This is a genomic window from Streptomyces sp. NPDC015242, from assembly GCF_043079125.1.
Lineage (GTDB): Bacteria > Actinomycetota > Actinomycetes > Streptomycetales > Streptomycetaceae > Streptomyces.
This window is the reverse complement of record NZ_JBIBUF010000012.1, coordinates 240478-264063: the sequence shown is the minus strand read 5'-3', so window position 1 is coordinate 264063 and position 23586 is coordinate 240478. Positions and strand designations below refer to the sequence as shown.

The window sequence follows — 23586 nt, the reverse complement described above, 5'->3', positions numbered from 1 at the left end:
TCAGGATCTTCTGCGTCGATGCTTCTGGGATGCGCGCCTCGTCGGGCGCGGCGGATGCGGGCCCTGCTACTTGATCATGTAGATCGTGGCGAAGAGGCCGATCCAGACGACATCGACGAAGTGCCAGTAGTAGGACACGACGATCGCGGCGGTCGCCTGCTCGTGGGTGAACCTCCGGGCCGCGTAGGTCCGGCCGAGGACCAGCAGGAAGGCGATGAGACCGCCCGTCACGTGCAGGCCGTGGAAGCCGGTGGTCAGGTAGAAGACCGAGCCGTACGGGTCGGACGAGAGGGACAGGCCCTCGTGCTTGACCAGCTCGGTGTACTCGAAGACCTGGCCTCCGATGAAGATCGCACCCATGATGAAGGTGACGATGAACCACATCCGGAGCTTCTTCACGTCACCGCGCTCGGCGGCGAAGACGCCGAGCTGGCAGGTGAGGGAGGAGAGCACCAGGATCGTGGTGTTCGTCGCCGAGAACGGGAAGTTCAGGGCATCGGCCTTCTCCTGCCAGAAGTCAGGACCGGTCACCGATCGCAGGGTGAAGTACATCGCGAAGAGGGCCGCGAAGAACATCAGCTCGGAACTCAACCAGATGATGGTTCCGACGCTGGTGAGGTTCGGCCGGTTGACCGACGGGTGCGCGTGCCCGGTTTCTACTGTCGTTGCTGTCGCCACGACCGACATTATGTCGGTCGCTTATCCCGCCCTCACTCCGGGGGGTGCCGTTCGGAGTGTCTAAGCCGGTCGTACCGGTGTTGACGTGGTGTTCAAGGGAGTAGCATCCGGCCCAACGGGCCTGTCCTTACGACGCTGACGTCACGGAGGAACAATGCAGCCGACCGCCACGGTGCTGGTCTACAGCGACGACTCCAACACCCGCGAACAGGTGCGGCTCGCGACCGGCCGGCGGCCGGCCCCGGACGTCCCCGTGGTGGAGTTCGTGGAATGCGCGACCCCGGCGGCGGTGATCAAGGAGCTGGACCGGGGCGGCATCGACGTCTGCGTGCTCGACGGGGAGGCCGTGCCCATGGGCGGCATGGGCGTCTGCCGGCAGATCAAGGACGAGATCTTCGACTGCCCTCCGGTGCTGCTGCTGATCGGGCGGCCGCAGGACGCGTGGCTGGCGACGTGGAGCCGTGCGGAGGCGGCCGTGACGCTGCCGGTGGAGCCGGTGGAGTTCGCCTCCGCCCTGGCCTCCCTGCTGCGGGAGAAGTCGGCTCTGAACGCCTGAGGGAGCCTGGCCGCGCCCCCGGACGGGCGGCTCAGACGCTCTGCGGCCGCAGCCGGGCCCTGTCCACCGGGGCGGGGCCCTCGGGGGTGCCGCCGACCAGGGCGCTGCCGGTGCGCCACTTCGCCCAGTCGAGGTTCCAGTCGCCGTAGCCGTTGCCGAACGGGGCCATCGTGTCGCCGGCGGAGTTGATGACCTTGACGATGTCGCCCTCGCGGACGTTCTCGTAGAACCAGGCCGCGTTCTCGGTGCTCATGCCGGTGCAGCCGTGGCTGACGTTGGCGTAGCCCTGGGAGCCCACGGACCAGGGGGCGGCGTGGACGTACTCGCCGCTGTTGGTGACGCGGACCGAGTGGTGGACGACCAGGTCGTAGAAGTCCGAGGCGCCGATGCTGGCGCTGGTCATGCGGACGGTGCCCTCCTTGGCCAGGACGACCTTGACGCCGTTGCGGGTGTCGTAGCCGGGCATGCCCGTGGTGACGGGTATCTGGCGGACGATCTCGTCGTTCCGGTAGACGGTCATCTGGTGGGCCGCGGCGTCCGTGACGGCGACGACCTTGTCGGCCGTGGTGATGGTCAGCGGTTCGGCCTTGCCGCCCCGCATGCGGTCACCGATCTTGATGCCCTCCAGGTTGCTGCGGACCTGGACGGTGGCCTGGGCGGGCCAGTAGTCCTTCGGGCGGTAGTGGAGCTTCTTGTCGTCCACCCAGTGCCAGGCGCCGTCCGTGGCGGGCGTGGAGGTGACCTTCAGGGCGCGTTCGACGACGGCCCGCTGCGCCGTGTCCCTGACCGGCTGGCTGAGCTCGGCCGTGATGGGCTGGCCGACGCCGTAGGTGCCCTTCTTCGGGCCGAAGGTGACGTCCAGGCGCTTCTGGGTGGCCGGCCGGCCGGTGTCGAAGGTGAGGACCTTGCGGCCGGGCGCGCCGTCCTCGTCCTCGGTGCTCACGCGGACCGTGTAGGTGGCGTTGGCGGCGAGCGGGGAGGTGCTGTGCCAGCGGCCCCCGTCGGCGGCGAGTTCGCCCGCCACGTGGCGTCCTGAGGCGTCGTGGGCCGTGACGTCCGTGATGCGTCCGCCGGAGTCCTCGGCGACGACTTCCAGGGGCTTGTCCGGGTCGGCCTTCTTGTGGCCGTCCGGGGTGTTGAAGGAGATCTGGTCCGCCGCGTCGTAAGGGCGGGCGGCGAGGGGGTTGCCGTCGGAGCCGCAGGCGGTGGCGCCCGCGCAGAGGGCTATGACCAGCAGGGTGCAGCTGACGGCAGTGCGGGGGCGGGGCATCGCTGTGTGGCTCATGGCCTCACGCTAGGAAGCCACGTCAACAGCGGCACGCCGACTGACTCGTACGAGTGACACGGATTGCGTCGAACGCAGGAGCCGCACGCGGAGGGGCCCGGACGCTCCGTGCGGAGTGTCCGGGCCCCTGCGGCGCTCGGTGCCGGTTACTGGGTGCGGTTCTCACCGCGGTAGTACTCGAAGACCCAGCCCCAGATACCGATCAGGATGATCGGCAGCGAGAAGTACATCAGCCACCAGCCGATGGCGACGGCCAGGAAGGCGAGCGCGCCACCGATGGCCAGGGAGAGCGGCTGCCAGCTGTGCGGGCTGAAGAACCCGACCTCGCCGGCGTCGTCGGCGACGTCCGCCTCCTTGTCGTCCTGGGCGCCCACGTCGACCCGCTTGGCCGTGAAGCCGAGGTAGAAGCCGATCATGATGGCCAGGCCGAACGCCAGGAAGAGCGCCGTGGTGCCGGCCGGCTCCTTCGACCACCAGCCATAGACGATCGCCATGACGAGGATGAAGACGCTCAGCCACATGAACATCTTGCCCTGGATCTTCACTTGCCGGCCTCCTTGCCGCCAGCCAGAGCCTTGTCGCCGTGGCCCACGTTCTCGAGCTGGTCGAGGGCGGCGATCTCCGGGTGGTGCAGGTCGAACGCCGGGGATTCACTGCGGATCCGCGGCATGGTGATGAAGTTGTGGCGGGGCGGCGGGCAGGAGGTGGCCCACTCCAGGGAGCGGCCGTAGCCCCACGGGTCGTCGACGCCGACCGGCTTGCCGTACTTGGCCGTCTTCCACACGTTGTAGAAGAACGGCAGGATCGACATGCCGAGCAGGAAGGAGCTGATCGTCGAGATCGTGTTCAGCGCGGTGAAGCCGTCGGCCGCCAGGTAGTCGGCGTACCGGCGCGGCATGCCCTCGGCGCCCAGCCAGTGCTGGACCAGGAACGTGCCGTGGAAGCCGATGAACAGCGTCCAGAAGGTGATCTTGCCCAGGCGCTCGTCCAGCATCTTGCCGGTCCACTTCGGCCACCAGAAGTGGAAGCCGGAGAACATCGCGAACACCACGGTGCCGAAGACGACGTAGTGGAAGTGGGCCACCACGAAGTACGAGTCGGAGACGTGGAAGTCCATCGGCGGCGAGGCCAGGATGACACCGGTCAGACCACCGAAGGTGAAGGTGATCAGGAAGCCGGTGGCCCAGAGCATCGGCGTCTCGAAGGACAGCGAGCCCTTCCACATCGTGCCGATCCAGTTGAAGAACTTCACACCGGTCGGGACCGCGATCAGGAACGTCATGAAGGAGAAGAACGGCAGCAGCACACCGCCGGTGACATACATGTGGTGCGCCCACACCGTCACGGACAGACCCGCGATCGCGATGGTCGCGCCGATCAGACCCGTGTAACCGAACATCGGCTTGCGGGAGAAGACCGGGATGACCTCACTGATGATGCCGAAGAACGGCAGCGCGATGATGTACACCTCTGGATGCCCGAAGAACCAGAACAAGTGCTGCCACAGCAACGCGCCGCCGTTGGCGGAGTCGAAGACGTGGGCACCGAACTTGCGGTCCGCCTCCAGCGCGAACAGCGCCGCGGCCAGCACCGGGAAGGCCAGCAGGACCAGCACACCGGTCAGCAGCACGTTCCAGGTGAAGATCGGCATGCGGAACATCGTCATGCCGGGTGCGCGCATGCAGATGATCGTGGTGATGAAGTTGACCGAGCCGAGGATGGTGCCGAAGCCGGAGAAGGCCAGACCCATGATCCACATGTCGGCGCCGATGCCCGGGGAGCGCACCGCGTCCGACAGCGGGCTGTAGGCGAACCAGCCGAAGTCGGCCGCGCCCTGCGGGGTGAGGAAACCGCCCACCGCGATGAGCGAGCCGAACAGGTACAGCCAGTAGGCGAACATGTTCAGCCGCGGGAACGCCACGTCCGGCGCGCCGATCTGCAGCGGCATGATCCAGTTCGCGAAGCCCGCGAACAGCGGCGTCGCGAACATCAGCAGCATGATCGTGCCGTGCATCGTGAACGCCTGGTTGAACTGCTCGTTCGACATGATCTGCAGACCGGGCCGGGCGAGCTCGGCGCGCATGAACAGCGCCATCACGCCGCCGATGACGAAGAACACGAACGACGTCACCAGGTACAGCGTGCCGATCGTCTTGTGGTCCGTCGTCGTCAGCCACTTGACCACGAGGCTGCCGCGGTTCTGGCGCCGGACCGGCAGCTCGTCCTCGTAGTGGGACCCTGCTGCCGCGGCACCCTGGGGTTCGTTGAGGATGCTCACAGGATGTTCGCCTCCCGGTTCCTCTCGTGTTCCGTCTGCTCGATACCGGAAGGCACGTAACCGGTCTGGCCCTTCTCGGCGAGCTCCTTCAGGTGCTGCTCGTAACGCTCCGGGGAGACGACCTTCACGTTGAACAGCATCCGGGCGTGGTCGACGCCGCAGAGCTCGGCGCACTTGCCCAGGAAGGTGCCCTGCTTGTTGGGGGTCACCTGGAAGGCGTTCGGGTGGCCCGGGATGACGTCCTGCTTCATCAGGAACGGCACGACCCAGAAGGAGTGGATGACGTCACGCGAGGTCAGCACGAAGCGGACCGTCTTGCCCTCGGGCAGCCACAGGGTGGGGCCGGGGTTGCCGGTCTGCGGGTTGCGCTCACCCGGCGTGCCGCAGTTGTAGACACCGCCGGCGTTCGCCGGGAAGTCCTTCTTGAAGCGCTCCGGCACCGCCTCCAGCTCCGGCGACTTCTTGGCGTCACCCGTGGAACCGGCGACCGGCTCGATGTAGTTGAAGCACCAGCTCCACTGGAAGCCGACCACGTTGACCGTGACGTCGGGCTTCTTCTTGAGGCTGAGCAGCTCGGACTCGTCGCGGGCGGTGAAGTAGAACAGCACCGAGACGATGATGAGCGGGACGACCGTGTACAGCGCCTCGATGGGCATGTTGTACCGGGTCTGCGGAGGAACCTCGACCTTGGTGCGGCTGCGCCGGTGGAAGAAAGCACTCCACAGGATCAGACCCCACACCAGCACGCCGACGGCGAGCGCAGCCGCCCAGGACCCCTGCCACAGGGAGAGGATCCGCGGAGCCTCTTCCGTGGTCGGGGTGGGCATACCAAGGCGGGGGAAGTCTTCCCAGTTGTACGAGCAACCGGTGGCTGTCGCCAAGACCAGGCCCGCGGTCAGTGCCTGCAGCAGCTTCCGCCGCATCGGGCGCCGCGGCGAGCGGTCGGAGCCGTTGGGACTCACGTAGCGCCTTCCCGAGAGTCTCGCCCGCGCGGATCGGCTGCGGCCTGGCCTTCTCGCTGGTCGGTCGCCGCCCTGCGTCGGGCAGGGGTTTGGATGTTTATGCGGACCAAACCCTAGCCGACGCCCTCCGGGGGTTCTCGGGGAGGGGTGCCTAGTGGGGTGGGTGGTTCGCTGGTTTGGCGGCTGCGGGCTGTTTGTGGTCGTTCGCGCAGTTCCCCGCGCCCCCGGGGTCCGTTCCGCTTCCGGGCGTTCTAGCGTTGCGGTGTGGCCTACTTCGACGCTGCTTCCGCCGCTCCGCTCCATTCCGTCGCCCGCCAGGCGCTGCTGGCCTCTCTGGACGAGGGGTGGGCGGATCCCGCCCGGTTGTACCGGGAAGGGCGGCGCGCCCGGATGCTGCTGGACGCGGCGCGGGAGACGGCCGCCGAGGCGGTGGGGTGCCGGCCGGACGAGCTGGTGTTCACCTCGTCCGGGACCCGTGCCGTGCACACGGGCATCGCGGGCGCGTTGGCCGGGCGGCGGCGGGTCGGGCGCCACCTGATCGTGTCAGCGGTCGAACACTCTTCGGTACTCCATTCGGCCGAGGCGCACGAGGCGGCGGGCGGTTCGGTCGCCCGGGTGGCGGTGGACCGGGGCGGGGCGGTGGACCCGGCGGCGTACGCCGAAGCCCTGCGCGGGGACACCGCGCTGGCGTGTCTGCAGTCGGCCAACCACGAGGTGGGTACCGAGCAGCCGGTCGCCGAGGTGGCCGGGGTGTGCCGGGAGGCCGGGGTGCCGTTGCTGGTGGACGCGGCGCAGTCGCTGGGGTGGGGGCCGGTGGACGGGGACTGGTCCCTGCTGACGGCCAGTGCGCACAAGTGGGGCGGGCCGTCCGGGGTCGGGCTGCTCGTGGTGCGCAAGGGGGTGCGGTTCGCGGCGCAAGGGCCGGTGGACGAGCGCGAGTCGGGGCGGGCGCCCGGCTTCGAGAACCTCCCGGCGATCGTGGCGGCGGCCGCGTCCCTGCGGGCCGTACGGGCCGAGGCGGCCGCGGAGGCCGCGCGGCTGCGGGAACTGACGGAGCGGATCCGGGCCCGGGTGCCGCGGCTCGTCCCCGATGTCGAGGTGGTGGGCCATCCGGTGCGCCGGGTGCCCGGGATCGTCACCTTCTCCTGTCTCTATGTCGACGGCGAGGCGCTGCTGCACGAGCTGGACCGGGAGGGTTTTTCCGTCTCGTCCGGATCGTCCTGCACGAGCAGCACCCTGACGCCCAGCCATGTGCTGCGGGCGATGGGTGTGCTGAGTGAGGGAAACGTGCGGGTGTCGCTGCCGATGGGGGCGGCCGGGGAGGAGGTGGACAGGTTCCTGGACGTGCTGCCCCGGGTGGTGGCGGAGGTGCGGGAGAAGCTGGGCGCCCCGGCCGCCTCGGCGGTCGCCCGCGAGGCGGACGTCCTCGTCGTGGACTCCCTCGGCAAGCGCTGCCCCATTCCGGTCATCGAGCTGGCCAAGGTGATCGGTGACGTACCGGTGGGCGGCCTGGTCCGGGTCCTGTCGGACGACGAGGCGGCGCGGCTGGACATCCCGGCGTGGTGCGAGATGAGGGGCCAGGAGTACGTCGGGGAGGAGCCGGCGGACCGGGGGACGGCGTACTCGGTCCGCCGGGTCGCCTGACCAGCTCGGGGAAGCGGGGCCGTGCCGGCAGCGGCTTTCGCCGCCGGGCGCGGCCGGCCCCCGCGCCCCCGCTCGCGGCGCCGGTCAGGACAGGTGCGCCTGGACCTCCGCCGCCGCCTCGTCCCCGTACGCCTTGGTGAAGCGCTCCATGAAGTGACCCCGGCGCAGCTGGTACTCCTGCGTCCCCACGGTCTCGATGACGAGGGTCGCCAGCATGCAGCCGACCTGCGCGGCGCGCTCCAGGGAGACGCCCCAGGCCAGGCCCGAGAGGAACCCGGCGCGGAAGGCGTCGCCGACGCCCGTGGGGTCGGCCTTGCGCTCCTCGTCCGGCGTGCCGACCTCGATCGGGTCGTCGCCGGCCCGCTCGATGCGGACGCCCCGGGCGCCCAGGGTGGTCACCCGGTGGCCGACCCGGGAGAGGATCTCCTCGTCGCTCCAGCCGGTCTTGGTCTCGATGAGGCCCTTCTCGTACTCGTTGGAGAAGAGGTACGTCGCCCCGTCCAGCAGGATGCGGATCTCCTCGCCGTCCATCCGGGCGATCTGCTGGGAGAAGTCGGCGGCGAACGGGATGGACCGGGCGCGGCACTCCTCGGTGTGCCGGAGCATGGCCTCCGGGTCGTCCGCGCCGATGGAGACCAGGTCGAGACCGCCGACCCGGTCGGCGACGGTCTTCAGCTCGATGAGGCGGGCCTCGCTCATGGCGCCCGTGTAGAAGGAGCCGATCTGGTTGTGGTCCGCGTCGGTCGTGCACACGAAGCGGGCGGTGTGCAGCGTGTCGGAGATGCGGACGGAGTCGGTGTCGACGCCGTGCCGCTCCAGCCAGGCCCGGTACTCGTCGAAGTCCGCGCCGGCGGCCCCGACCAGGATCGGCCGGGTGCCGAGCTGTCCCATGCCGAAGGCGATGTTCGCGGCGACGCCGCCGCGGCGGACGTCGAGCTTGTCGACCAGGAACGACAACGAGACCGTGTGCAGCTGGTCCGCCACGAGCTGGTCGGCGAAGCGGCCGGGGAAGGTCATGAGGTGGTCGGTGGCGATGGAGCCGGTGACTGCGATGCGCACGGCGGGGATTCTCCTGAGGGAGGCGGACCTGGACGGTTCACGCTATCGGGTGGGCGGGGCGCTCCTGAAGGCAGCGAAACTACCCGATAGTAGATCTTTCTCCGTGAGTCCCGGCGTGCATACGGTGCCGGTATGACGAACCTCAAGGTCCAGCCCCCCGTTCCGGTCGATCTCGAAGGCGAGCTGGCGTCGCTGCCGGGGGACGGGGCACGGATGGCTCCGCACTGGGCGGTGCCCGACCGGGTCGCCGCCCGGCCGGTGTCGCCGGCGCTGATCCACGGCGTGACGGTGCCGCCCTCGTCGGCGCGGCTGCTCGACGCCTCGGCGGATTACGGGGACTGAGCGGCGCACGCCCGGGAACCGCGAGCTCCCCCGCTGCGTCCCATCGCTGTCCCCCGTAAAGGGGAGGCGGGATACGACCCATCAGCGGCCCGAATCCGACCGGGCCGGGTCCCATGGGACAGCTGCGCAGCCGAAGGAGCGATGCGGTGAACACCGAGCGACCCGACAACGACGACGACGCCAGGGAAGCGGGCGGCGCCGGCACCCCGGACGTCCCGGGACCGGGTGAGGCGGAGGCCGGGGTTCCGGCGAAGCCCGCCGAGTCGGACGGGGTCGCCGAGTCGGACGGGGTCGCGGTCACGGCCGGCACCGCCGGGACGGCGGAGGCCGACGCGACCGGCACCGACAGCGCTTCGGAGGCTTCAGCGGCCGGTGAACCCGGCGGGGCGGTCGAGACTAAGGAGTCCGGCGGTTCCGCCGAGACCGCCCGTGGCGCCGAGGCTCGTGAAAGCACCGAGGCGCGGGAGAGCGCTCGTGGCGCCCAGGCTCGTGAGGCGACGCCCGGTGACAGCGCCCCGGAGGGGCGTGACGTCCCGGCCACCGTCCATGAACTGCCCCGCCACGGCGAGAACCCGGCCCGGCAGGGCAGGGGGCGGCCGCGTACGCCCGTGGTGATCGCCTCCGTCGCCGCCGCCGTGCTGCTGGTCGGCGGGGGCGGGGCCTGGCTCACCTCCCAGGCGTCCGGCGGGTCGGGCGGCGGCACCTCGTCCGGCGCTCCCGGCGGGGACGGCGGCACTCCCCCGCCGCTCGCGCTCGACGGCTACTCGGACTCCACGACCGGCGGCAGCGGCATCGCGCCCGGTGAGCCCAACCCCTACGGCGCCACCTACCGGGTCGACGGCACGCTGCCGAAGGGCCCGGACGAGGCCCCGGTCCACCGGGCGCGGGGTGAGGTGGCCGCCGCCGACGTGGCCCGGCTGGCGCAGGCGCTCGGCGTCGAGGGGACGCCGGTGGCGCAGGGCGAGGCCTGGAAGATCGGCGGCCAGGACGGCTCGGGGCCGAGCCTGCAGGTGAACCGGCAGGCACCGGGCGCCTGGACCTTCAGCCGGTACGCCCCGGGCCCCGACGACTGCAAGGGCGCCGACACCTGCACCGCGCCGCGGCACGGCGGCACGCCGGTGAGTGAGGACGTCGCGCGGAAGGCCGCGGCGCCGGTGCTGAAGGCCTTGGGTCAGGACGACGCGAAGGTCGACGCGAGCCAGGTGATGGGCGCCCAGCGGGTGGTGAACGCCGCCCCCGAGGTCGGCGGCCTGCCCACGCACGGCTGGACGACCGGGATCACGGTCGGTGCCGACGGTTCGGTGGCCGGCGGCAGTGGTCAGCTCAAGACGCCGGTGAAGGGCGACACCTACCCCGTGGTCGGCGCGGAGGAGGCGCTGAAGCTGCTGGAGGGGCGGCCGAAGAGTGACCCCCGCGCGGGCATCGGCGGCTGCGCGAGCCCCGTGCCGCTGGAGGACGGCCGGGAGGACCCGTGCCGGCCGTCGGCGGGCGGCACCCCGCAGCGGGACACCGTGACGGTCCAGGACGCGGTGTTCGGGCTGGCCGCGCACGTCGTGGACGGCCGCCAGGCGCTTGTGCCGTCCTGGCTGTTCGAGGTGACGGCGCCGGGCGCGAAGGATCCGTTCACCGTGACGTACCCGGCGGTCGACCCGGAGTACCTGGCCTCCCCGGAGCCGAGCGAGCCGGACGAGCGGCCGACGTCCGACGGGCCGCGCGAGGTGGAGGCGGACGGCTACCGGGCCGAGGGCGCGGAGCTGACCGTGACGTTCACCGGCGGGGTGTGCGCCGACTACGACGTGACGGCGGAGGAGAAGGACGGCGAGGTGACGGTCACGGTGACGTCGAAGGCGTGGCCGGACGCGGTGTGCATCCTGATCGCCAAGCAGTTCCAGAAGACGGTGCAGCTCGACGAGCCGCTCGGCGACCGGAAGGTCGTGGGCGGGGACGGCGAGGCGATCCCGCTGGCCAAGGAGGGCGCACGGCTGCCGGCGCCGCCGACGCGCCCGTGACGCGGAGCGTGGCCGGCTGAAGGACGGGCCGGTACGGCGCGAAGGCGGCGGCCCCGTGGAGGGGCCGCCGCCTTCGTCATGTCCGCTGCCGCCGCGGGGCGGCCCGGCGGCTCAGCTGAAGGAGTCGCCGCAGGCGCAGGAACCCGTCGCGTTCGGGTTGTCGATCGTGAAGCCCTGCTTCTCGATGGTGTCCACGAAGTCGATCGTGGCGCCACCGAGGTAGGGGGCGCTCATGCGGTCGGTGACGACCTTCACACCGCCGAAGTCCTTCTCGACGTCGCCGTCGAGGGAACGCTCGTCGAAGAAGAGCTGGTAGCGCAGGCCGGAGCAGCCGCCGGGCTGGACGGCGACGCGCAGCGCGAGGTCGTCGCGGCCTTCCTGGTCGAGCAGCGCCTTGACCTTGGACGCGGCGGCGTCGGTCAGGATGATGCCGTCGGTGACGGTGCTGGTCTCGTCCGATACGGACATCTACATCTCTCCCGGGTTGTACGGAGACTGCTTGCCGACGGTTCCAACCGGCGGGGCCACGGATTCATTCCGGGCCGGGCGCTCGATCTCGGCTCCTTTTCATGCTCGCACACACGCCGGGAACCGGAAAACGCCTCTTTCCCGGTCCTCCCGGGAATGAACGGCGGCCCTCCGGGATTCACGTCACACAGACGCTATGGGCATCGTCAAAGTGACGTGAAGCGGTTATGATAGATAGCGTCAAATCGACGAAAAGTCGCCGGAAACAGAAAGGGTGCGTGTCGTGACCACCGCCCAGACCCAGGAGCTCGACGTACAGCCGACGCCCCTCGCCCTGCTGCTCCTCGGCCGCGAGGCCGACCCGAGGAGCGAGCGCGGCGTGGAGTGTCCCGGCGACCTGCCCTCGCCGTCCGACCCGGACCTGGTCGAGCGCGCTCGCCGGGCGAAGGAGAAGCTCGGGAACAAGGTCTTCGTGCTCGGCCACCACTACCAGCGCGACGAGGTCATCCAGTTCGCCGACGTGACCGGTGACTCGTTCAAGCTGGCCCGGGACGCGGCGGCGCGTCCGGAGGCCGAGTACATCGTGTTCTGCGGTGTGCACTTCATGGCGGAGTCCGCCGACATCCTGACGTCCGACGACCAGAAGGTCGTGCTGCCCGACCTGGCCGCAGGCTGCTCGATGGCCGACATGGCCACCGCCGAGCAGGTCGCCGAGTGCTGGGACGTGCTGACCGAGGCCGGCATAGCCGAGCAGGTCGTGCCCGTCTCGTACATGAACTCGTCCGCCGACATCAAGGCGTTCACGGGCAAGCACGGCGGCACGATCTGCACCTCGTCCAACGCCAAGCGGGCCCTGGACTGGGCCTTCGAGCAGGGCGAGAAGGTGCTGTTCCTGCCCGACCAGCACCTCGGGCGCAACACCGCGGTCCGCGACATGGGCATGTCCCTGGAGGACTGCGTCGTCTACAACCCGCACAAGCCGAACGGCGGCCTGACCGCCGAGGAGCTGCGCGGGGCGAAGATGATCCTGTGGCGCGGGCACTGCTCGGTGCACGGCCGCTTCAGCCTGGACTCGGTCAACGACGTGCGCGAGCGCATCCCGGGCGTGAACGTCCTGGTGCACCCCGAGTGCAAGCACGAGGTCGTGGCCGCGGCCGACTACGTCGGTTCGACGGAGTACATCATCAAGGCCCTGGAGGCCGCGCCGGCCGGCTCGAAGTGGGCCATCGGCACGGAGCTGAACCTGGTGCGCCGCCTGGCGAACCGTTTCGCGCCCGAGGGCAAGGAGATCGTCTTCCTCGACAAGACGGTCTGCTTCTGCTCGACGATGAACCGCATCGACCTGCCCCACCTGGTCTGGACCCTGGAGTCGCTGGCCGAGGGCAACCTGGTCAACCGCATCGAGGTGGACAAGGAGACGGAGGCGTTCGCGAAGCTGGCCCTGGAGCGGATGCTGGCGCTGCCGTAGCGCTCACCCGGCCCCGTCGTCACCCCGGGTGCGGTTTCCGCCCGGGGTGGGCGGGGTCGAGACTGAAGACGGTGCCGTCGGGGGCGGCCGTGACCAGGGCGCCGTCGACGGACCGCACCTTGGTAGCTCCCCAGTCGGTGTCGTTGCGCTCGGCCCGCGGCAGCGTCTCCCACAGCAGCGTGCCCTTCTTCGCGTCGAGCGCCCCGACCCGGCCGCTGGCACTGGCGAGGTACACGGCCCCGGTGCGGGGGTCGTAGGTCGCCTCGCCCGGCTGTTCCAGGCTGGTCGGCGTCTGCCACAGGGGCGCGCCCGTGCGGACCGACACGGCGGTGACGCGTCCGCTGGAGGTGGCGAACCACAGGGTGCCGTTCCCCAGCGTCACCTGTCCCCCGTACTCCTCGGCCAGCTTCACCGTCCGGTGCGCGCCGGTGACGGGGTCCAGCCACCGGACGCGGGCGTACGGCGCGTCCTGCCCGACGAGCACGTTCCCCTCCTCGTCCTGCGTCAGTTCGAGGAACAGGAGCCGGCCGTCGAAGGCGCCGACGTACTCGGCGCCGCCCGGTACGGTCAGCAGGCGGGCCGGGCCGTCGGCCGGGCGCACCTCCCTGACCAGGTTGTCCCCCGTTCCCTCCATCGGGGCGCAGTGCAGGTACAGCGTCCGGACGGCCTCCGTCATCCCGCAGGCGTGCTGCGCGGGCAGCCGTTCCGTCCAGCGCTCGGCGCCGGTGCGCGGCGAGCGGGCCGTCACCGAGGTGCCGTCGCCCTCCGGGATCACGACGACCTCGTGGGAGAGGAACGCCTCCGTCCACTCGTCGTTCACGGCGCGGTCCCACAGCCGGTCGCCGGTGGTGGTGTCGAAGGCGAAGACGCGGGTCGCCCCTTCCCCCGGTGGCTGCTGCTCGACCAGGACCGCGTCGTCCCGCACTCCGAGGATCACGAACCGCGACGGGTCGTCGCCGGTGACGGCCGCCGGCGGGCCGGCCCGCCAGACGGTGCGGCCCGTCCTGCCGTCCAGGCGCACGGGCAGGACCCCGTCACCCGCGCAGTAGACGGCGCCCTCGTACACATGGCACTGCGGCCCGCCCCGGAGCCCGCCGACGGCCGGCGGCCTCGGCGTCGTGCGCACGCCCCGCGCGGCCGTCTCGTACACGGTGGTCTGCCAGGGCTTCCAGCCGGCGGGGGGAGCCGCCCACCGGGAGGCCGCGGACGGGCCGGTCCGGTCCGCGCTCCGCGCCCACCCGGGTCCGAGGGTCAGATAGGCCGTCAGGCCGAGGGCGAGGGCACCGGCAGTGCCCGCCGCCGCGAGCAGCGGACGGACGCGGCGGCGGGGGCGGACGGGCTCCGGGGCGGCGGGGCGGACGCGCTGCGGCGGGCCGGCGGTCGTGGCCGCGCGGGTGACGCCGGCGGCCGGGACCGCGCCGCCGCCGAGGATCACCGTGGCCGGGTCGCCGTCCGCCCGCTCGGGCAGGACGGCGGCCAGGTCCTGTGCCAGGTCCTCCAGTACGGGCCGGTCGGCGGCGTCCTTGGCGAGGCAGCGCTCCAGCAGGGCCCGCAGCGGCTGTCCCACCCCGTCCAGCGCGGGCACGTCGTGGACCACCCGGTAGGCCGTGAGGTACGGGCTGTCCGTGTCGAACGGGCCCCGCCCCGTGACGGCGTACGCCAGCAGGGAGCCCAGGGAGAAGACGTCCGACGCCGGGCCGACCTCGCGGGCGTCGGCGAGCTGCTCCGGGGACATGAACGGCGGGGTGCCGATCATCTGGCCGGTCTCGGTGAGCGTCAGGTGGTTCTCCGCCGCGCGGGAGATGCCGAAGTCGATGACGCGCGGGCCGTCCTGGGCGAGCAGCACGTTGGCCGGTTTCAGGTCCCGGTGGACCACCCCGGCCCCGTGGATGTCCCGCAGCGCCTCCACCAGGCCCAGCGCCAGCCCGCGCAGTTCGGCCGGGCCGAGCGCGCCGTGGTCGCGGACCCGCCGGGCGAGGGAGGGCCCGGGCACGTACTGGGTGGCCATCCAGGGCCGCGCCGCGTCCGGGTCCGCGTCCAGGACCGGGGCCGTGAAGGCGCCGCTGACCTTGCGGACGGCCGCGATCTCCTGCCGGAAACGGCTGCGGAACACCGGGTCCTCGGCGTACTGGGCGTGCACCACCTTCAGCGCCACGTCCCGCCCGGAACGCGCCCTGCCCCGGTACACCACGCCCATGCCTCCGGCCCCCAGCCGGTCGAGCAGCCGGTAGCCGCCGACCGACTTCGGGTCGTCCCTGTGCAGCGGCACGCCCGGAACCCCTTCCCCCGTAAAGCAGTTCGAGCCCACAGGATACGGAACGGCACGAACGGCGGCGGCCGGGCACCGACCGTGGGGGTCGGTGCCCGGCCGCCGCGGGACCGTCACGCGTTCGCCGGCTCCGGCTCCTGCGTGTCCGCCGCCTCGGCCGTGCGGCCCTTCTTCGCCGCGCGCTTCTTCGCCCGGCGCTCCTTGCGGAGTTCGAGCATCGCGTACAGCGTCGGCACCAGCAGCAGGGTCAGCAGCGTCGAGGTGACCAGGCCGCCGATCACCACCACCGCGAGCGGCTGGGCGATGAACCCGCCCTCGCCGGTGATGCCGAGGGCCATCGGCAGCAGGGCGAAGATGGTCGCCAGGGCGGTCATCAGAATGGGCCGCAGACGGTGCCGGCCGCCCTCGACCACGGCTTCGACGACGCCGTGGCCCTGCTTGCGGTACTGGTTGATCAGGTCGATCAGCACGATCGCGTTCGTCACCACGATGCCGATCAGCATCAGCATGCCGATCATCGCCGGGACGCCCATCGGGGTGCCGGTCGCCACCAGCAGACCGATGGCGCCGGTGGCGGCGAACGGGATGGAGACGAGCAGGATCAGCGGCTGCACCAGGGACCGGAACGTGCCGACCAGCAGCAGGAAGACGATCGCGATGGCCGCCAGCATCGCCAGGCCCAGGTTGGCGAAGGCCTCGTCCTGGTCCTCGGAGACACCACCGATCGACGCCGTGGCGCCGTCCGGGAGCTTCAGCGCGTTGATCTTCGACTGGAGCTGGGCGCTGACCGCGCCGGTGTTGTCGCCGGTCGGCTTGGCCGTGACGGTGGCGGCGCGCTGGCCGTCGATGCGGGTCATGGAGACCGGCCCGTCGACCACCTTGACCGTCGCGATGTCGCCGAGCTTCACCGCACCGCCCAGACGCAGGTCCTGAAGCTCCTTCAGGGTCCGCGCGGGCTTCGCCGAGCGGATGACGACGTCGCGCTCGGTGTCGTCCAGGACCGCCTTGGCGGCGGTGGTGCCGCGGACGGCCTGGGCGACGGCCGCACCGAGGGTCTGGTCGGTGAAGCCGGCCGCGGCCGCCTTGTCGTTGGCCTTCACCGAGATGCGCGGGACGCTGGTCGCCAGGTCGCTGGTGACGTCCGTGACGTCGTCGAGGGAGGCGACCGTCTTGCGGACCTGCTCGGAGGCCGTGCGCAGGACCTCGGCGTCGGCGGCCTTCACCACGACGCTCAGATCCTGGGCGCCGAATCCGTCACCGGCCGCGATGGTGGTGGTGCCGATGCCCTCCAGCCCGGCCAGGCCCTTCTCGATGCGGTCCTGGACGTCCTCGAAGGACGCGGAGTCCTCCAGCATCACCTGGTACGAGGCCTGGTTGCTGTCCGTGCCGCCGCCGAAGGCCGCCATGAAACCGGACGAGCCGATCGTGACCTGGTAGTCCTTCACGCCCTCGGTGCCGGCGAGCAGCTTCTCCACCTTCCTCGCCTGGGCGTCGGTGGCAGCCAGGCTGGTGCCGGGCTTCAGCTCCTGCTTGACGGTGAGGACCTCCTGCTCGCCCTGGTCGAAGAAGTTCGTCTTCAGCAGGGGCGTCATGGCGAAGGTGCCGACCAGGACGACGAGGGCGATGGCCACGCTGGTGAGGCGGCGGCGGGTGGCGAAGCGCAGGACCGGGACGTAGATCCGCTGCAGACGGCTCCTGGCCTCCTTCTCCTCGGCCAGCCGGCGCGCCTCGTCCGCGTCCTCGGGAGTGCCCTTGGGGGGACGCAGGAACCAGTACGACAGGACCGGCACGACCGTCAGGGAGACGAGCAGCGACGCCAGCAGCGCGGCCGTCACGGTGAGGCTGAACGAGCCGAACAGCTCGCCCACCATGCCGCCGACCAGGCCGATCGGCAGGAACACGGCGACCGTGGTCAGCGTGGACGACGTCACCGCGCCCGCGACCTCGCGCACCGCGGTGAGGATGGCCGAGTGACGCTCCTCGCCGTAGCCGAGGTGGCGCTTGATGTTCTCCAGGACCACGATCGAGTCGTCGACGACCCGGCCGATGGCGATGGTCAGCGCGCCCAGGGTGAGGACGTTCAGCGACAGGTCGCGCGTCCACAGCACGATCAGGGCGAGGACCACGGACAGCGGGATGGACACCGCCGTCACGAGGGTGGAGCGGATCGAGGCCAGGAAGACCAGGATCACCAGGACCGCGAAGAGCAGACCCAGCGCGCCTTCGGTGGTCAGGCCCTTGATGGACTTGGAGACGGCCGGGCCCTGGTCGCTGACCACCGTCAGGGTCGCCCCGGAGCCGAGGTCCTTGCGCAGGTCGGGGAGCTTGTCCTGGACGGCGTCGGAGATGGCGACCGCACTGCCGTCGCGGTCCATCGTGACGGCGACGGCGAGACTGGGCCTGCCGTCGGTGCGGGTGATGGAGTCGGCCGGGGCCTCCTGCTGCTTCACCGTGGCGACGTCGCCGAGGCGCACCGGCTCGCCCTTGCCGGGCTCGCCCGTGACCCTCAGGTCCTGGATCTGCCGCAGCGAGGTGAAGCCGCCGCCGACCTGGACGGTGCGATTGGCGCCGTCCTCGTCGAAGGAGCCGGCCGGGACGGTGGCGCCGCCCGCCTGGAGCGCCTGGGAGAGGGACTGCGCGGTCAGACCGGCCTTCGCCAGCTTCGCGTCGTCGGGCGTGACGGTGACCTGGACGTCGCGCACGCCGTCGACGGTGACCTGGCCGACGCCGTCGATGCTCTTCAGGTCGGGCACGACCGTCTTGTCGAGCTGGTCGGCCAGGGCCTGCTGGTCGCGGTCGGAGGTGACGGCGAGGACGACGGTGGGGATGTCGTCCGTGGAGCCGGCGACGACCTGCGGGTCGACGTCGTCGGGAAGCTGCGCACGGGCCCGGTTGACGGCCTGCTGGACGTCGGCGACCAGCTGCTCGGTGCCGTTGCCGTAGTCGAAGGACGCCATGATCACGGCGTTGCCCTCGCTGGCGGTGGAGGTGACGCCGCTGATGCCGTCGACGGCTTCGAGACTGTCCTCGATGGGTTCGACGACCTGCTTCTCGACCACGTCCGGGGACGCGCCCTGGTACGGCGCCAGCACGGACACCATGGGCAGTTCGATGGTGGGCAGCAGCTGCTGCTTGAGCTGGGGTATCGCGATCGCCCCGAAGACGAGCGCGATGATCGACATCAGCCCTATCAGGGCCCGTTGGGCGAGGCTGAATCTCGACAGCCAGGACATGGGTCAGGGTCTCTCTTCTGTTTAACGGCAGAAGCGGCAGCGGGCGCGCAGACGAGCGCCCGCCCCTACACCCTGGGCCATGCGTGGGGCCGGTTCCGTAGGCCCCAGGTCCCGTTCCTTATGCGGCGCATACTCCCGGCGCAGTACGGCCGGGCCGGGTTCACTCCACCCTCGGACGGACCAGGCCCGACTCGTACGCGATGACCACCAGCTGGGCCCGGTCGCGGGCGCCCAACTTGGCCATGGCGCGGTTGACGTGTGTCTTCACCGTCAGCGGGCTGACCTCGAGCCGCTCGGCGATCTCGTCGTTGGAGTGGCCGCCGGCGACCTGGACGAGCACCTCGCGCTCCCGCACGGTCAGCGAGTCGAGCCGCTCGCCGCGGGCCGGGTCGCGGTCGCCGTCGGACGGGTCGCCCTGGGCGAGGAAGCGGGCGATCAGGCCGGTGGTGGCCGCCGGGGAGAGCAGGGCCTGGCCGCCGGCCGCGATCCGGATGGCGCTCAGCAGTTCCTCGGGCTCGGAACCCTTGCCGAGGAAGCCGGAGGCGCCGGCGCGCAGCGACTGCACGACGTAGTCGTCCACCTCGAACGTCGTCAGGATGACCACGCGGACGCCGGCCAGGGCGGGGTCGGCGCTGATCATGCGGGTCGCGGCGAGGCCGTCGGTGCCGGGCATGCGGATGTCCATCAGGACGACGTCGGCGCGCTGCTCCTTGGTCAGCCGTACCGCCTCCGCGCCGTCGGAGGCCTCACCCACCACCTCCATGTCGGGCTCGGAGTCGACGAGCACGCGGAAGGCGCTGCGCAGCAGCGCCTGATCGTCGGCGAGCAGGACACGGATGGTCATGCGGGGTCCTCCCCGGTGGGTGTGCGGCTCTTGACGGGCAGGATCGCATGGACGCGGAAGCCGCCGCCGTAGCGGGGACCGGTGGTGAGGGTGCCGCGCAGGGCGGTGACCCGCTCGCGCATGCCGAGCAGCCCGTGCCCGCCGCCGCCGGCCGGGGTCTCGCCCTCGCCCGTGCCGTCGTCGAGTACGGTGATCTCGATGTTCGGCCCGACCCGGACGACGCTGACCTCGGCCTTCGCCTGCGGCCCGGCGTGCTTCTGCACGTTGGTGAGCGCCTCCTGGATGATCCGGTAGGCGGCCAGGCCGACGGCCGCGGGCAGGGCGGTGCCCTGGTCGGCGCGGGCCACTTCGACGTGCAGGCCGGCGCTGCGGAAGGTGCCGGTGAGTTCGTCGAGGCGGTCCAGGCCCGGGGCGGGTTCGGTGGGGGCCTCCGGGTCGCCGGACTGGCGGAGCAGTCCGACGGTGGCGCGCAGTTCGTTGAGCGCGGAGCGGCTGGCCTCGCGGACGTGGGCCAGGGCCTCCTTGGCCTGGTCGGGGCGCTTGTCCATGACGTGGGCGGCGACCCCGGCCTGGACGTTGACCAGGGCGATGTGGTGGGCGACGACGTCGTGCAGGTCCCGGGCGATGCGCAGCCGCTCCTCGGCGACCCGGCGGCGGGCCTCCTCCTCGCGGGTGCGTTCGGCGCGCTCGGCACGTTCCCGGATGGCCTGGACGAAGGCGCGGCGGCTGCGGACGGCGTCGCCGGCGGTGGCGCCGATGCCGGTCCAGGCGAAGATCGCGAGGTTCTCCTGGGCGTACCAGGGGAGGCTGCCGACGGCCATGGCGGTGCCGGTCAGCACGGTCATGGTGAGCAGGCCGACGCGCCAGGTCGTGGGGCGGTCGGTGGTGGAGGCGACGGTGTACAGGGCGATGACCGCGGACATGGCGACGGGGGCGCGGGGGTCGCCGGTGACGGACTCGACGACGGAGACCGCGCAGGTGAGGGCGAGGACGGTCATCGGGGCGCGGCGGCGGAAGACCAGGGCGGCGGCGCCGAGGGCCATGAGGACGAGGCTGAGGACGTCGGGGGTGCGCAGGACCCAGCTGACGTTGTCGCGGTGGCGGGGTTCGACGAACGAGCCGGCGACCATGCAGACCAGGACGCTCGCGGCCAGGACCGCGTCCATGGCCAGGGGGTGTGCCGTGGCCTTGCATCTGACCCGCTGGAGGGTGCTCACGGGGACTCACGGTAGCCGGGGCCGGTGCGCGGGGACACGGCGCCGGGTGCGGGGTGCGCGGCGCCGGCCCGGCGGCGGGCGGGCCCGCGACCGGGCGGTGCGGGGTGCCGCCCGCGGATCACGAACCGGGGATCAGGCCGTCGTCGCTGAGCAGTTCCCGGACCTCCTCCAGGGTCGCGTCCGGGGAGGGCAGGATCAGTTCCGACGGTTCCAGGGAGTCGTCGGGAAGCGGTTCGCCCAGGTCGCGAACCCTGGTCAGCAGGGCCTGGAGCGTGCGGCGGAAGCCGGGGCCGTCGCCGTTCTCCATTTCGGCCAGGAGCTCGTCGTCCAGCTTGTCCAGCTCGGCGAGGTGGCCGTCGGCCAGCCTCACCTGCCCCTCCCCCATGATCCGTACGATCACGTCGCCCTCCTAGGCGTGGGCCCCTACTGCTTGTCGAAACGCGGGGTGTCCTGCGGCTGCTGCGAGGACTGCTGCTGGCTCGTGCCACCGCCTTCGATGGCCTGCTGCCCGCCACCGGTCCCACCGGCGAGCTCGGCCTTCATGCGCTGCAGCTCCAGCTCTACATCCGTACCACCCGAGAGGCGGTCCAGCTCGGCCTGGATGTCGTCCTTGTGCATGCCGGAGGGGTCGTCCAGGGCACCGGAGGCGAGCAGTTCGTCGATCGCGCCGGCGCGGGCCTGGAGCTGAGCCGTCTTGTCCTCGGCGCGCTGGATCGCCAGCCCGACGTCGCCCATCTCCTCGGAGATGCCGGAGAAGGCCTCACCGATGCGGGTCTGCGCCTGGGCCGCCGTGTACGTCGCCTTGATCGTCTCCTTCTTCGTGCGGAAGGCGTCGACCTTGGCCTGGAGCCGCTGGGCCGCGAGGGTGAGCTTCTCCTCCTCGCCCTGGAGCGTCGCGTGCTGGGTCTCCAGGTCGGTCACCTGCTGCTGGAGCGCGGCCCGGCGGGAGAGCGCCTCGCGGGCCAGGTCCTCGCGGCCCAGCGCGAGGGCCTTGCGGCCCTGGTCCTCCAGCTTGCCGGACTGCGACTGCAGCTGGTTCAGCTGGAGCTCCAGGCGCTTGCGGCTGGTCGCCACGTCGGCGACACCGCGCCGTACCTTCTGGAGCAGCTCCAGCTGCTTCTGGTACGAGTAATCGAGGGTCTCGCGCGGGTCCTCGGCCCGGTCAAGGGCCTTGTTCGCCTTCGCGCGGAAGATCATTCCCATACGCTTCATGACACCGCTCATGGGCTTCGCGCGCCCCCTTCTGACCGACTCCGGTTCCAGCTCCAGCGACAGAACCCACAGTACGGGCCCTGCATCCATTACCGCACTGTTCGGGGACGGATGCGCTCATCCCCAAGGACGACTGCGTACGCTCCCGATCCGGCGTAGGGAGTAGGTGATCCCCGGGGTCACCCGGGGTGCACGGCCCGGAGACGACCGGGTGCGTACACAACGTCCCCTCTGTCCCCTTACAGACGACTGGTGTTGCCGGATCGTTCCCCACCGGGCTGGGGTCCATGCCCGGAAGCCCTTACCCTTGGGTTTTGTGTTCCGTAGCCGTGCCAAGGACGAGAAGGCCCAGGACGCCGACAAGGCGCCGGTGAACTTCTCCAAGCAGCCCCGCGACCCCCAGGCCCCCAAGGGCCGCCCCACGCCGAAGCGCAGCCAGGCCCAGAGCCAGCGCCGCAGCGTGGCCAACACGTCGATGACGCGCAAGGAGGCCGCCAAGCGCCAGCGTGAGGAGCGCCGTGCCGCGCTGGAGCGCCAGCGCCAGGCGCTGGCCAGTGGCGACGAGCGCTACCTGCCCGCGCGGGACAAGGGTCCGGTGCGCCGGTTCGCCCGGGACTTCGTCGACTCCCGGTTCAACATCGCGGAGTTCTTCCTGCCGATGGCCGTGGTCATCCTCGTGCTGAGCATGGTGCGGGTGGCGGCGCTGCAGAACATCGCGCTGCTGCTGTGGCTGGTGGTGATCGTGCTGATCGTGCTCGACTCGTTCGTCACGGCCTTCCGCCTGAAGAAGCAGCTGAACGAGCGCTTCGCGGGTGAGAACCGGCGCGGCGCGGTCGCCTACGCCCTGATGCGCTCTCTCCAGATGCGCCGGCTCCGGCTGCCCAAGCCGCAGGTCAAGCGCGGGGAGCGGCCCTGACCACGACGCCGTTCTCCGGGGGTGCGGCGGATGCCTGGCTGGAAAGGCTGGGCGGGCTGCGCGATGTCGTCCGGCAGGAGCTGGTGGCCCGCCAGCTGGACGAGCAGATAGTCGGGCGCTTTCCGGTCGGCCGACGCCTGCGGGTGCTCGACGTCGGCATGGGCCAGGGCACGCAGGCGCTGCGGCTGGCCCGGGCCGGGCACGAGGTGACCGGCCTGGAGCAGGACGCGACGATGATCGCAGCGGCCCGGGAGTCCCTCGCCGGGGAACCCGAGGGCATCCGGGAGCGGATGCGGATCATCGAGGGCGACGGCCGGGACACCGGCGTGCACTTCCTGCCCGGCAGTTTCGACGTGGTGCTCTGCCACGGGGTGCTGATGTACGTGGAGGAGCCCGACCCGCTGCTGGCGGGCCTGGCCCGGGTGCTCGCGCCGGGCGGGCTGCTGTCGCTCCTCGTGCGCAACGGCGACGCGCTCGCGATCCGGCCCGGGCTGTCGGGCGACTGGGCAGGCGCGCTGGCCGCGTTCGACACGGTCGGCTACCGCAACCGGCTGGGGCTCGACGTACGGGCCGACCGGCTGAAGGACCTCACGGCGACGCTCGCCGGGATCGGGGCGCCGCTGCACGCCTGGTACGGGGTGCGGGTGTTCACCGACACGGCGGCGGACGGCGCCGGGGTCCCGGCCGACGTGGAGACCCTCCTCGCGGTGGAGGAGAAGGCCGGGCGGACGGACCCGTACCGCGGGGTGGCGGCACTGCTGCACCTGTGCGGCGTGCGGGGCTGACCCACCCGCGGTGGGGGGTGGGCGAGGGCCGTCGGCCCCCGCCCGGGGGCTCAGGCCTCGGCCGCGTGCAGGCTCATCGGCCCGTAGATCTCCGTCGCGTCCTCGAACAGCCGCACCTGGTCGGCGCCGCCCTCCTTCAGCGCCTTCCAGTGCTCCCCGATCCAGGACTCGGCGTCCCCCTGGGTGGGGAACTCCTCCGGCGGCACCGCGGGCTCGACCTCCGTCCCGTCGGTCTTCTCGAACCGCCACGTCCATGCCGCCATGTACGCCTCCCAGGTGTGTGAGCACACTGCACAGCGGGAGCCGGATCCCGGTCCGGCTCCCGACCCGAGCCTATGCGCTCCGCCGGTGGGGCGTCACA

The 23586-nt window shown here is 71.4% G+C and carries 21 protein-coding genes; 7 read left to right on the top strand and 14 right to left on the bottom strand.

Annotated features, from left to right (window positions below):
* Window positions 1-66: 66 nt before the first annotated feature.
* The gene (locus ACF07N_RS34130; RefSeq protein WP_309095172.1) at window positions 67-687 is read right to left on the bottom strand and encodes a heme-copper oxidase subunit III; all 621 of its coding nucleotides are present in this window, start codon (window positions 685-687) and stop codon (window positions 67-69) included.
* 145 nt (window positions 688-832) lie between these two features.
* Between ACF07N_RS34130 and ACF07N_RS34125 the strand changes: the two genes are divergently transcribed.
* Window positions 833-1234, top strand: a complete 402-nt coding sequence (locus ACF07N_RS34125) for a hypothetical protein (RefSeq protein WP_383333049.1) — start codon at window positions 833-835, stop codon at window positions 1232-1234.
* Window positions 1235-1265: 31 nt separating this feature from the next.
* Here ACF07N_RS34125 and ACF07N_RS34120 read toward each other — a convergent pair whose 3' ends face one another.
* The 4 genes from ACF07N_RS34120 to coxB all read right to left on the bottom strand — a co-directional run bounded on the left by ACF07N_RS34120 (window position 1266) and on the right by coxB (window position 5759).
* Window positions 1266-2519, bottom strand: coding sequence for an Ig-like domain-containing protein (locus ACF07N_RS34120; RefSeq protein WP_392120501.1), 1254 nt, complete (start codon window positions 2517-2519; stop codon window positions 1266-1268).
* 146 nt (window positions 2520-2665) lie between these two features.
* Window positions 2666-3064, bottom strand: a complete 399-nt coding sequence (locus tag ACF07N_RS34115; RefSeq protein ID WP_351355614.1) for a cytochrome c oxidase subunit 4 — start codon at window positions 3062-3064, stop codon at window positions 2666-2668.
* On the bottom strand, window positions 3061-4797 hold the full coding sequence (ctaD, locus tag ACF07N_RS34110) for a cytochrome c oxidase subunit I (protein WP_392120499.1): 1737 nt from the start codon (window positions 4795-4797) through the stop codon (window positions 3061-3063). Before ctaD ends, ACF07N_RS34115 begins: the two co-directional genes overlap by 4 nt.
* Entirely contained in the window at window positions 4794-5759 is a 966-nt protein-coding gene (gene coxB / locus ACF07N_RS34105; protein ID WP_383336613.1) for a cytochrome c oxidase subunit II, read from the bottom strand. Before coxB ends, ctaD begins: the two co-directional genes overlap by 4 nt.
* 264 nt (window positions 5760-6023) lie before the next feature.
* Between coxB and ACF07N_RS34100 the strand changes: the two genes are divergently transcribed.
* The gene (locus ACF07N_RS34100; RefSeq protein WP_392120497.1) at window positions 6024-7403 is read left to right on the top strand and encodes a cysteine desulfurase/sulfurtransferase TusA family protein; all 1380 of its coding nucleotides are present in this window, start codon (window positions 6024-6026) and stop codon (window positions 7401-7403) included.
* 84 nt (window positions 7404-7487) lie between these two features.
* Here the strand turns inward: ACF07N_RS34100 and ACF07N_RS34095 are convergent, their stop codons facing one another.
* Window positions 7488-8462 (bottom strand): carbohydrate kinase family protein, encoded by a 975-nt coding sequence (locus tag ACF07N_RS34095; RefSeq protein ID WP_383349578.1) that lies wholly within the window; start codon window positions 8460-8462, stop codon window positions 7488-7490.
* A 132-nt stretch (window positions 8463-8594) separates the two neighbouring features.
* Here ACF07N_RS34095 and ACF07N_RS34090 point away from each other — a divergent pair, with 132 nt between their 5' ends.
* Window positions 8595-8804 (top strand): hypothetical protein, encoded by a 210-nt coding sequence (locus tag ACF07N_RS34090; protein ID WP_392120494.1) that lies wholly within the window; start codon window positions 8595-8597, stop codon window positions 8802-8804.
* A gap of 146 nt (window positions 8805-8950) precedes the next feature.
* Entirely contained in the window at window positions 8951-10813 is a 1863-nt protein-coding gene (locus ACF07N_RS34085) for a hypothetical protein (RefSeq protein WP_392120492.1), read from the top strand.
* Between the two features lie 111 nt (window positions 10814-10924).
* Here the strand turns inward: ACF07N_RS34085 and ACF07N_RS34080 are convergent, their stop codons facing one another.
* Window positions 10925-11281, bottom strand: coding sequence for an iron-sulfur cluster assembly accessory protein (locus ACF07N_RS34080; RefSeq protein WP_010037217.1), 357 nt, complete (start codon window positions 11279-11281; stop codon window positions 10925-10927).
* 283 nt (window positions 11282-11564) lie between these two features.
* On the opposite strand from ACF07N_RS34080, the gene nadA reads away from it, so the two are divergent.
* The gene (nadA, locus tag ACF07N_RS34075) at window positions 11565-12749 is read left to right on the top strand and encodes a quinolinate synthase NadA (protein ID WP_383336608.1); all 1185 of its coding nucleotides are present in this window, start codon (window positions 11565-11567) and stop codon (window positions 12747-12749) included.
* A 19-nt stretch (window positions 12750-12768) separates the two neighbouring features.
* Here nadA and ACF07N_RS34070 read toward each other — a convergent pair whose 3' ends face one another.
* The 6 genes from ACF07N_RS34070 to ACF07N_RS34045 form a co-directional block, all read right to left on the bottom strand.
* Window positions 12769-15018, bottom strand: a complete 2250-nt coding sequence (locus ACF07N_RS34070) for a protein kinase (protein WP_392120490.1) — start codon at window positions 15016-15018, stop codon at window positions 12769-12771.
* A 113-nt stretch (window positions 15019-15131) separates the two neighbouring features.
* The gene (locus ACF07N_RS34065) at window positions 15132-18251 is read right to left on the bottom strand and encodes an efflux RND transporter permease subunit (RefSeq protein ID WP_392120488.1); all 3120 of its coding nucleotides are present in this window, start codon (window positions 18249-18251) and stop codon (window positions 15132-15134) included.
* Window positions 18252-18411: 160 nt separating this feature from the next.
* Window positions 18412-19095, bottom strand: a complete 684-nt coding sequence (locus ACF07N_RS34060) for a response regulator (RefSeq protein WP_392120486.1) — start codon at window positions 19093-19095, stop codon at window positions 18412-18414.
* Window positions 19092-20312, bottom strand: a complete 1221-nt coding sequence (locus ACF07N_RS34055; protein WP_392120484.1) for a sensor histidine kinase — start codon at window positions 20310-20312, stop codon at window positions 19092-19094. The genes ACF07N_RS34060 and ACF07N_RS34055 overlap by 4 nt, the downstream gene beginning before the upstream one ends.
* A gap of 118 nt (window positions 20313-20430) precedes the next feature.
* Complete coding sequence (locus ACF07N_RS34050) at window positions 20431-20712, bottom strand: hypothetical protein (protein WP_383323659.1); 282 nt, start codon at window positions 20710-20712, stop codon at window positions 20431-20433.
* Window positions 20713-20735: 23 nt separating this feature from the next.
* Window positions 20736-21536 carry a PspA/IM30 family protein gene (locus ACF07N_RS34045; RefSeq protein WP_383323656.1) on the bottom strand — a complete coding sequence of 267 codons (801 nt, stop codon included), beginning with the start codon at window positions 21534-21536 and terminating at the stop codon, window positions 20736-20738.
* Window positions 21537-21840: 304 nt separating this feature from the next.
* Here ACF07N_RS34045 and ACF07N_RS34040 point away from each other — a divergent pair, with 304 nt between their 5' ends.
* Window positions 21841-22440 (top strand): DUF3043 domain-containing protein, encoded by a 600-nt coding sequence (locus ACF07N_RS34040; protein WP_383323653.1) that lies wholly within the window; start codon window positions 21841-21843, stop codon window positions 22438-22440.
* 83 nt (window positions 22441-22523) lie between these two features.
* Entirely contained in the window at window positions 22524-23225 is a 702-nt protein-coding gene (locus ACF07N_RS34035) for a class I SAM-dependent methyltransferase (RefSeq protein ID WP_383323650.1), read from the top strand.
* A gap of 50 nt (window positions 23226-23275) precedes the next feature.
* Here the strand turns inward: ACF07N_RS34035 and ACF07N_RS34030 are convergent, their stop codons facing one another.
* Window positions 23276-23488 (bottom strand): hypothetical protein, encoded by a 213-nt coding sequence (locus ACF07N_RS34030; RefSeq protein WP_031115848.1) that lies wholly within the window; start codon window positions 23486-23488, stop codon window positions 23276-23278.
* Window positions 23489-23586: the final 98 nt, after the last annotated feature.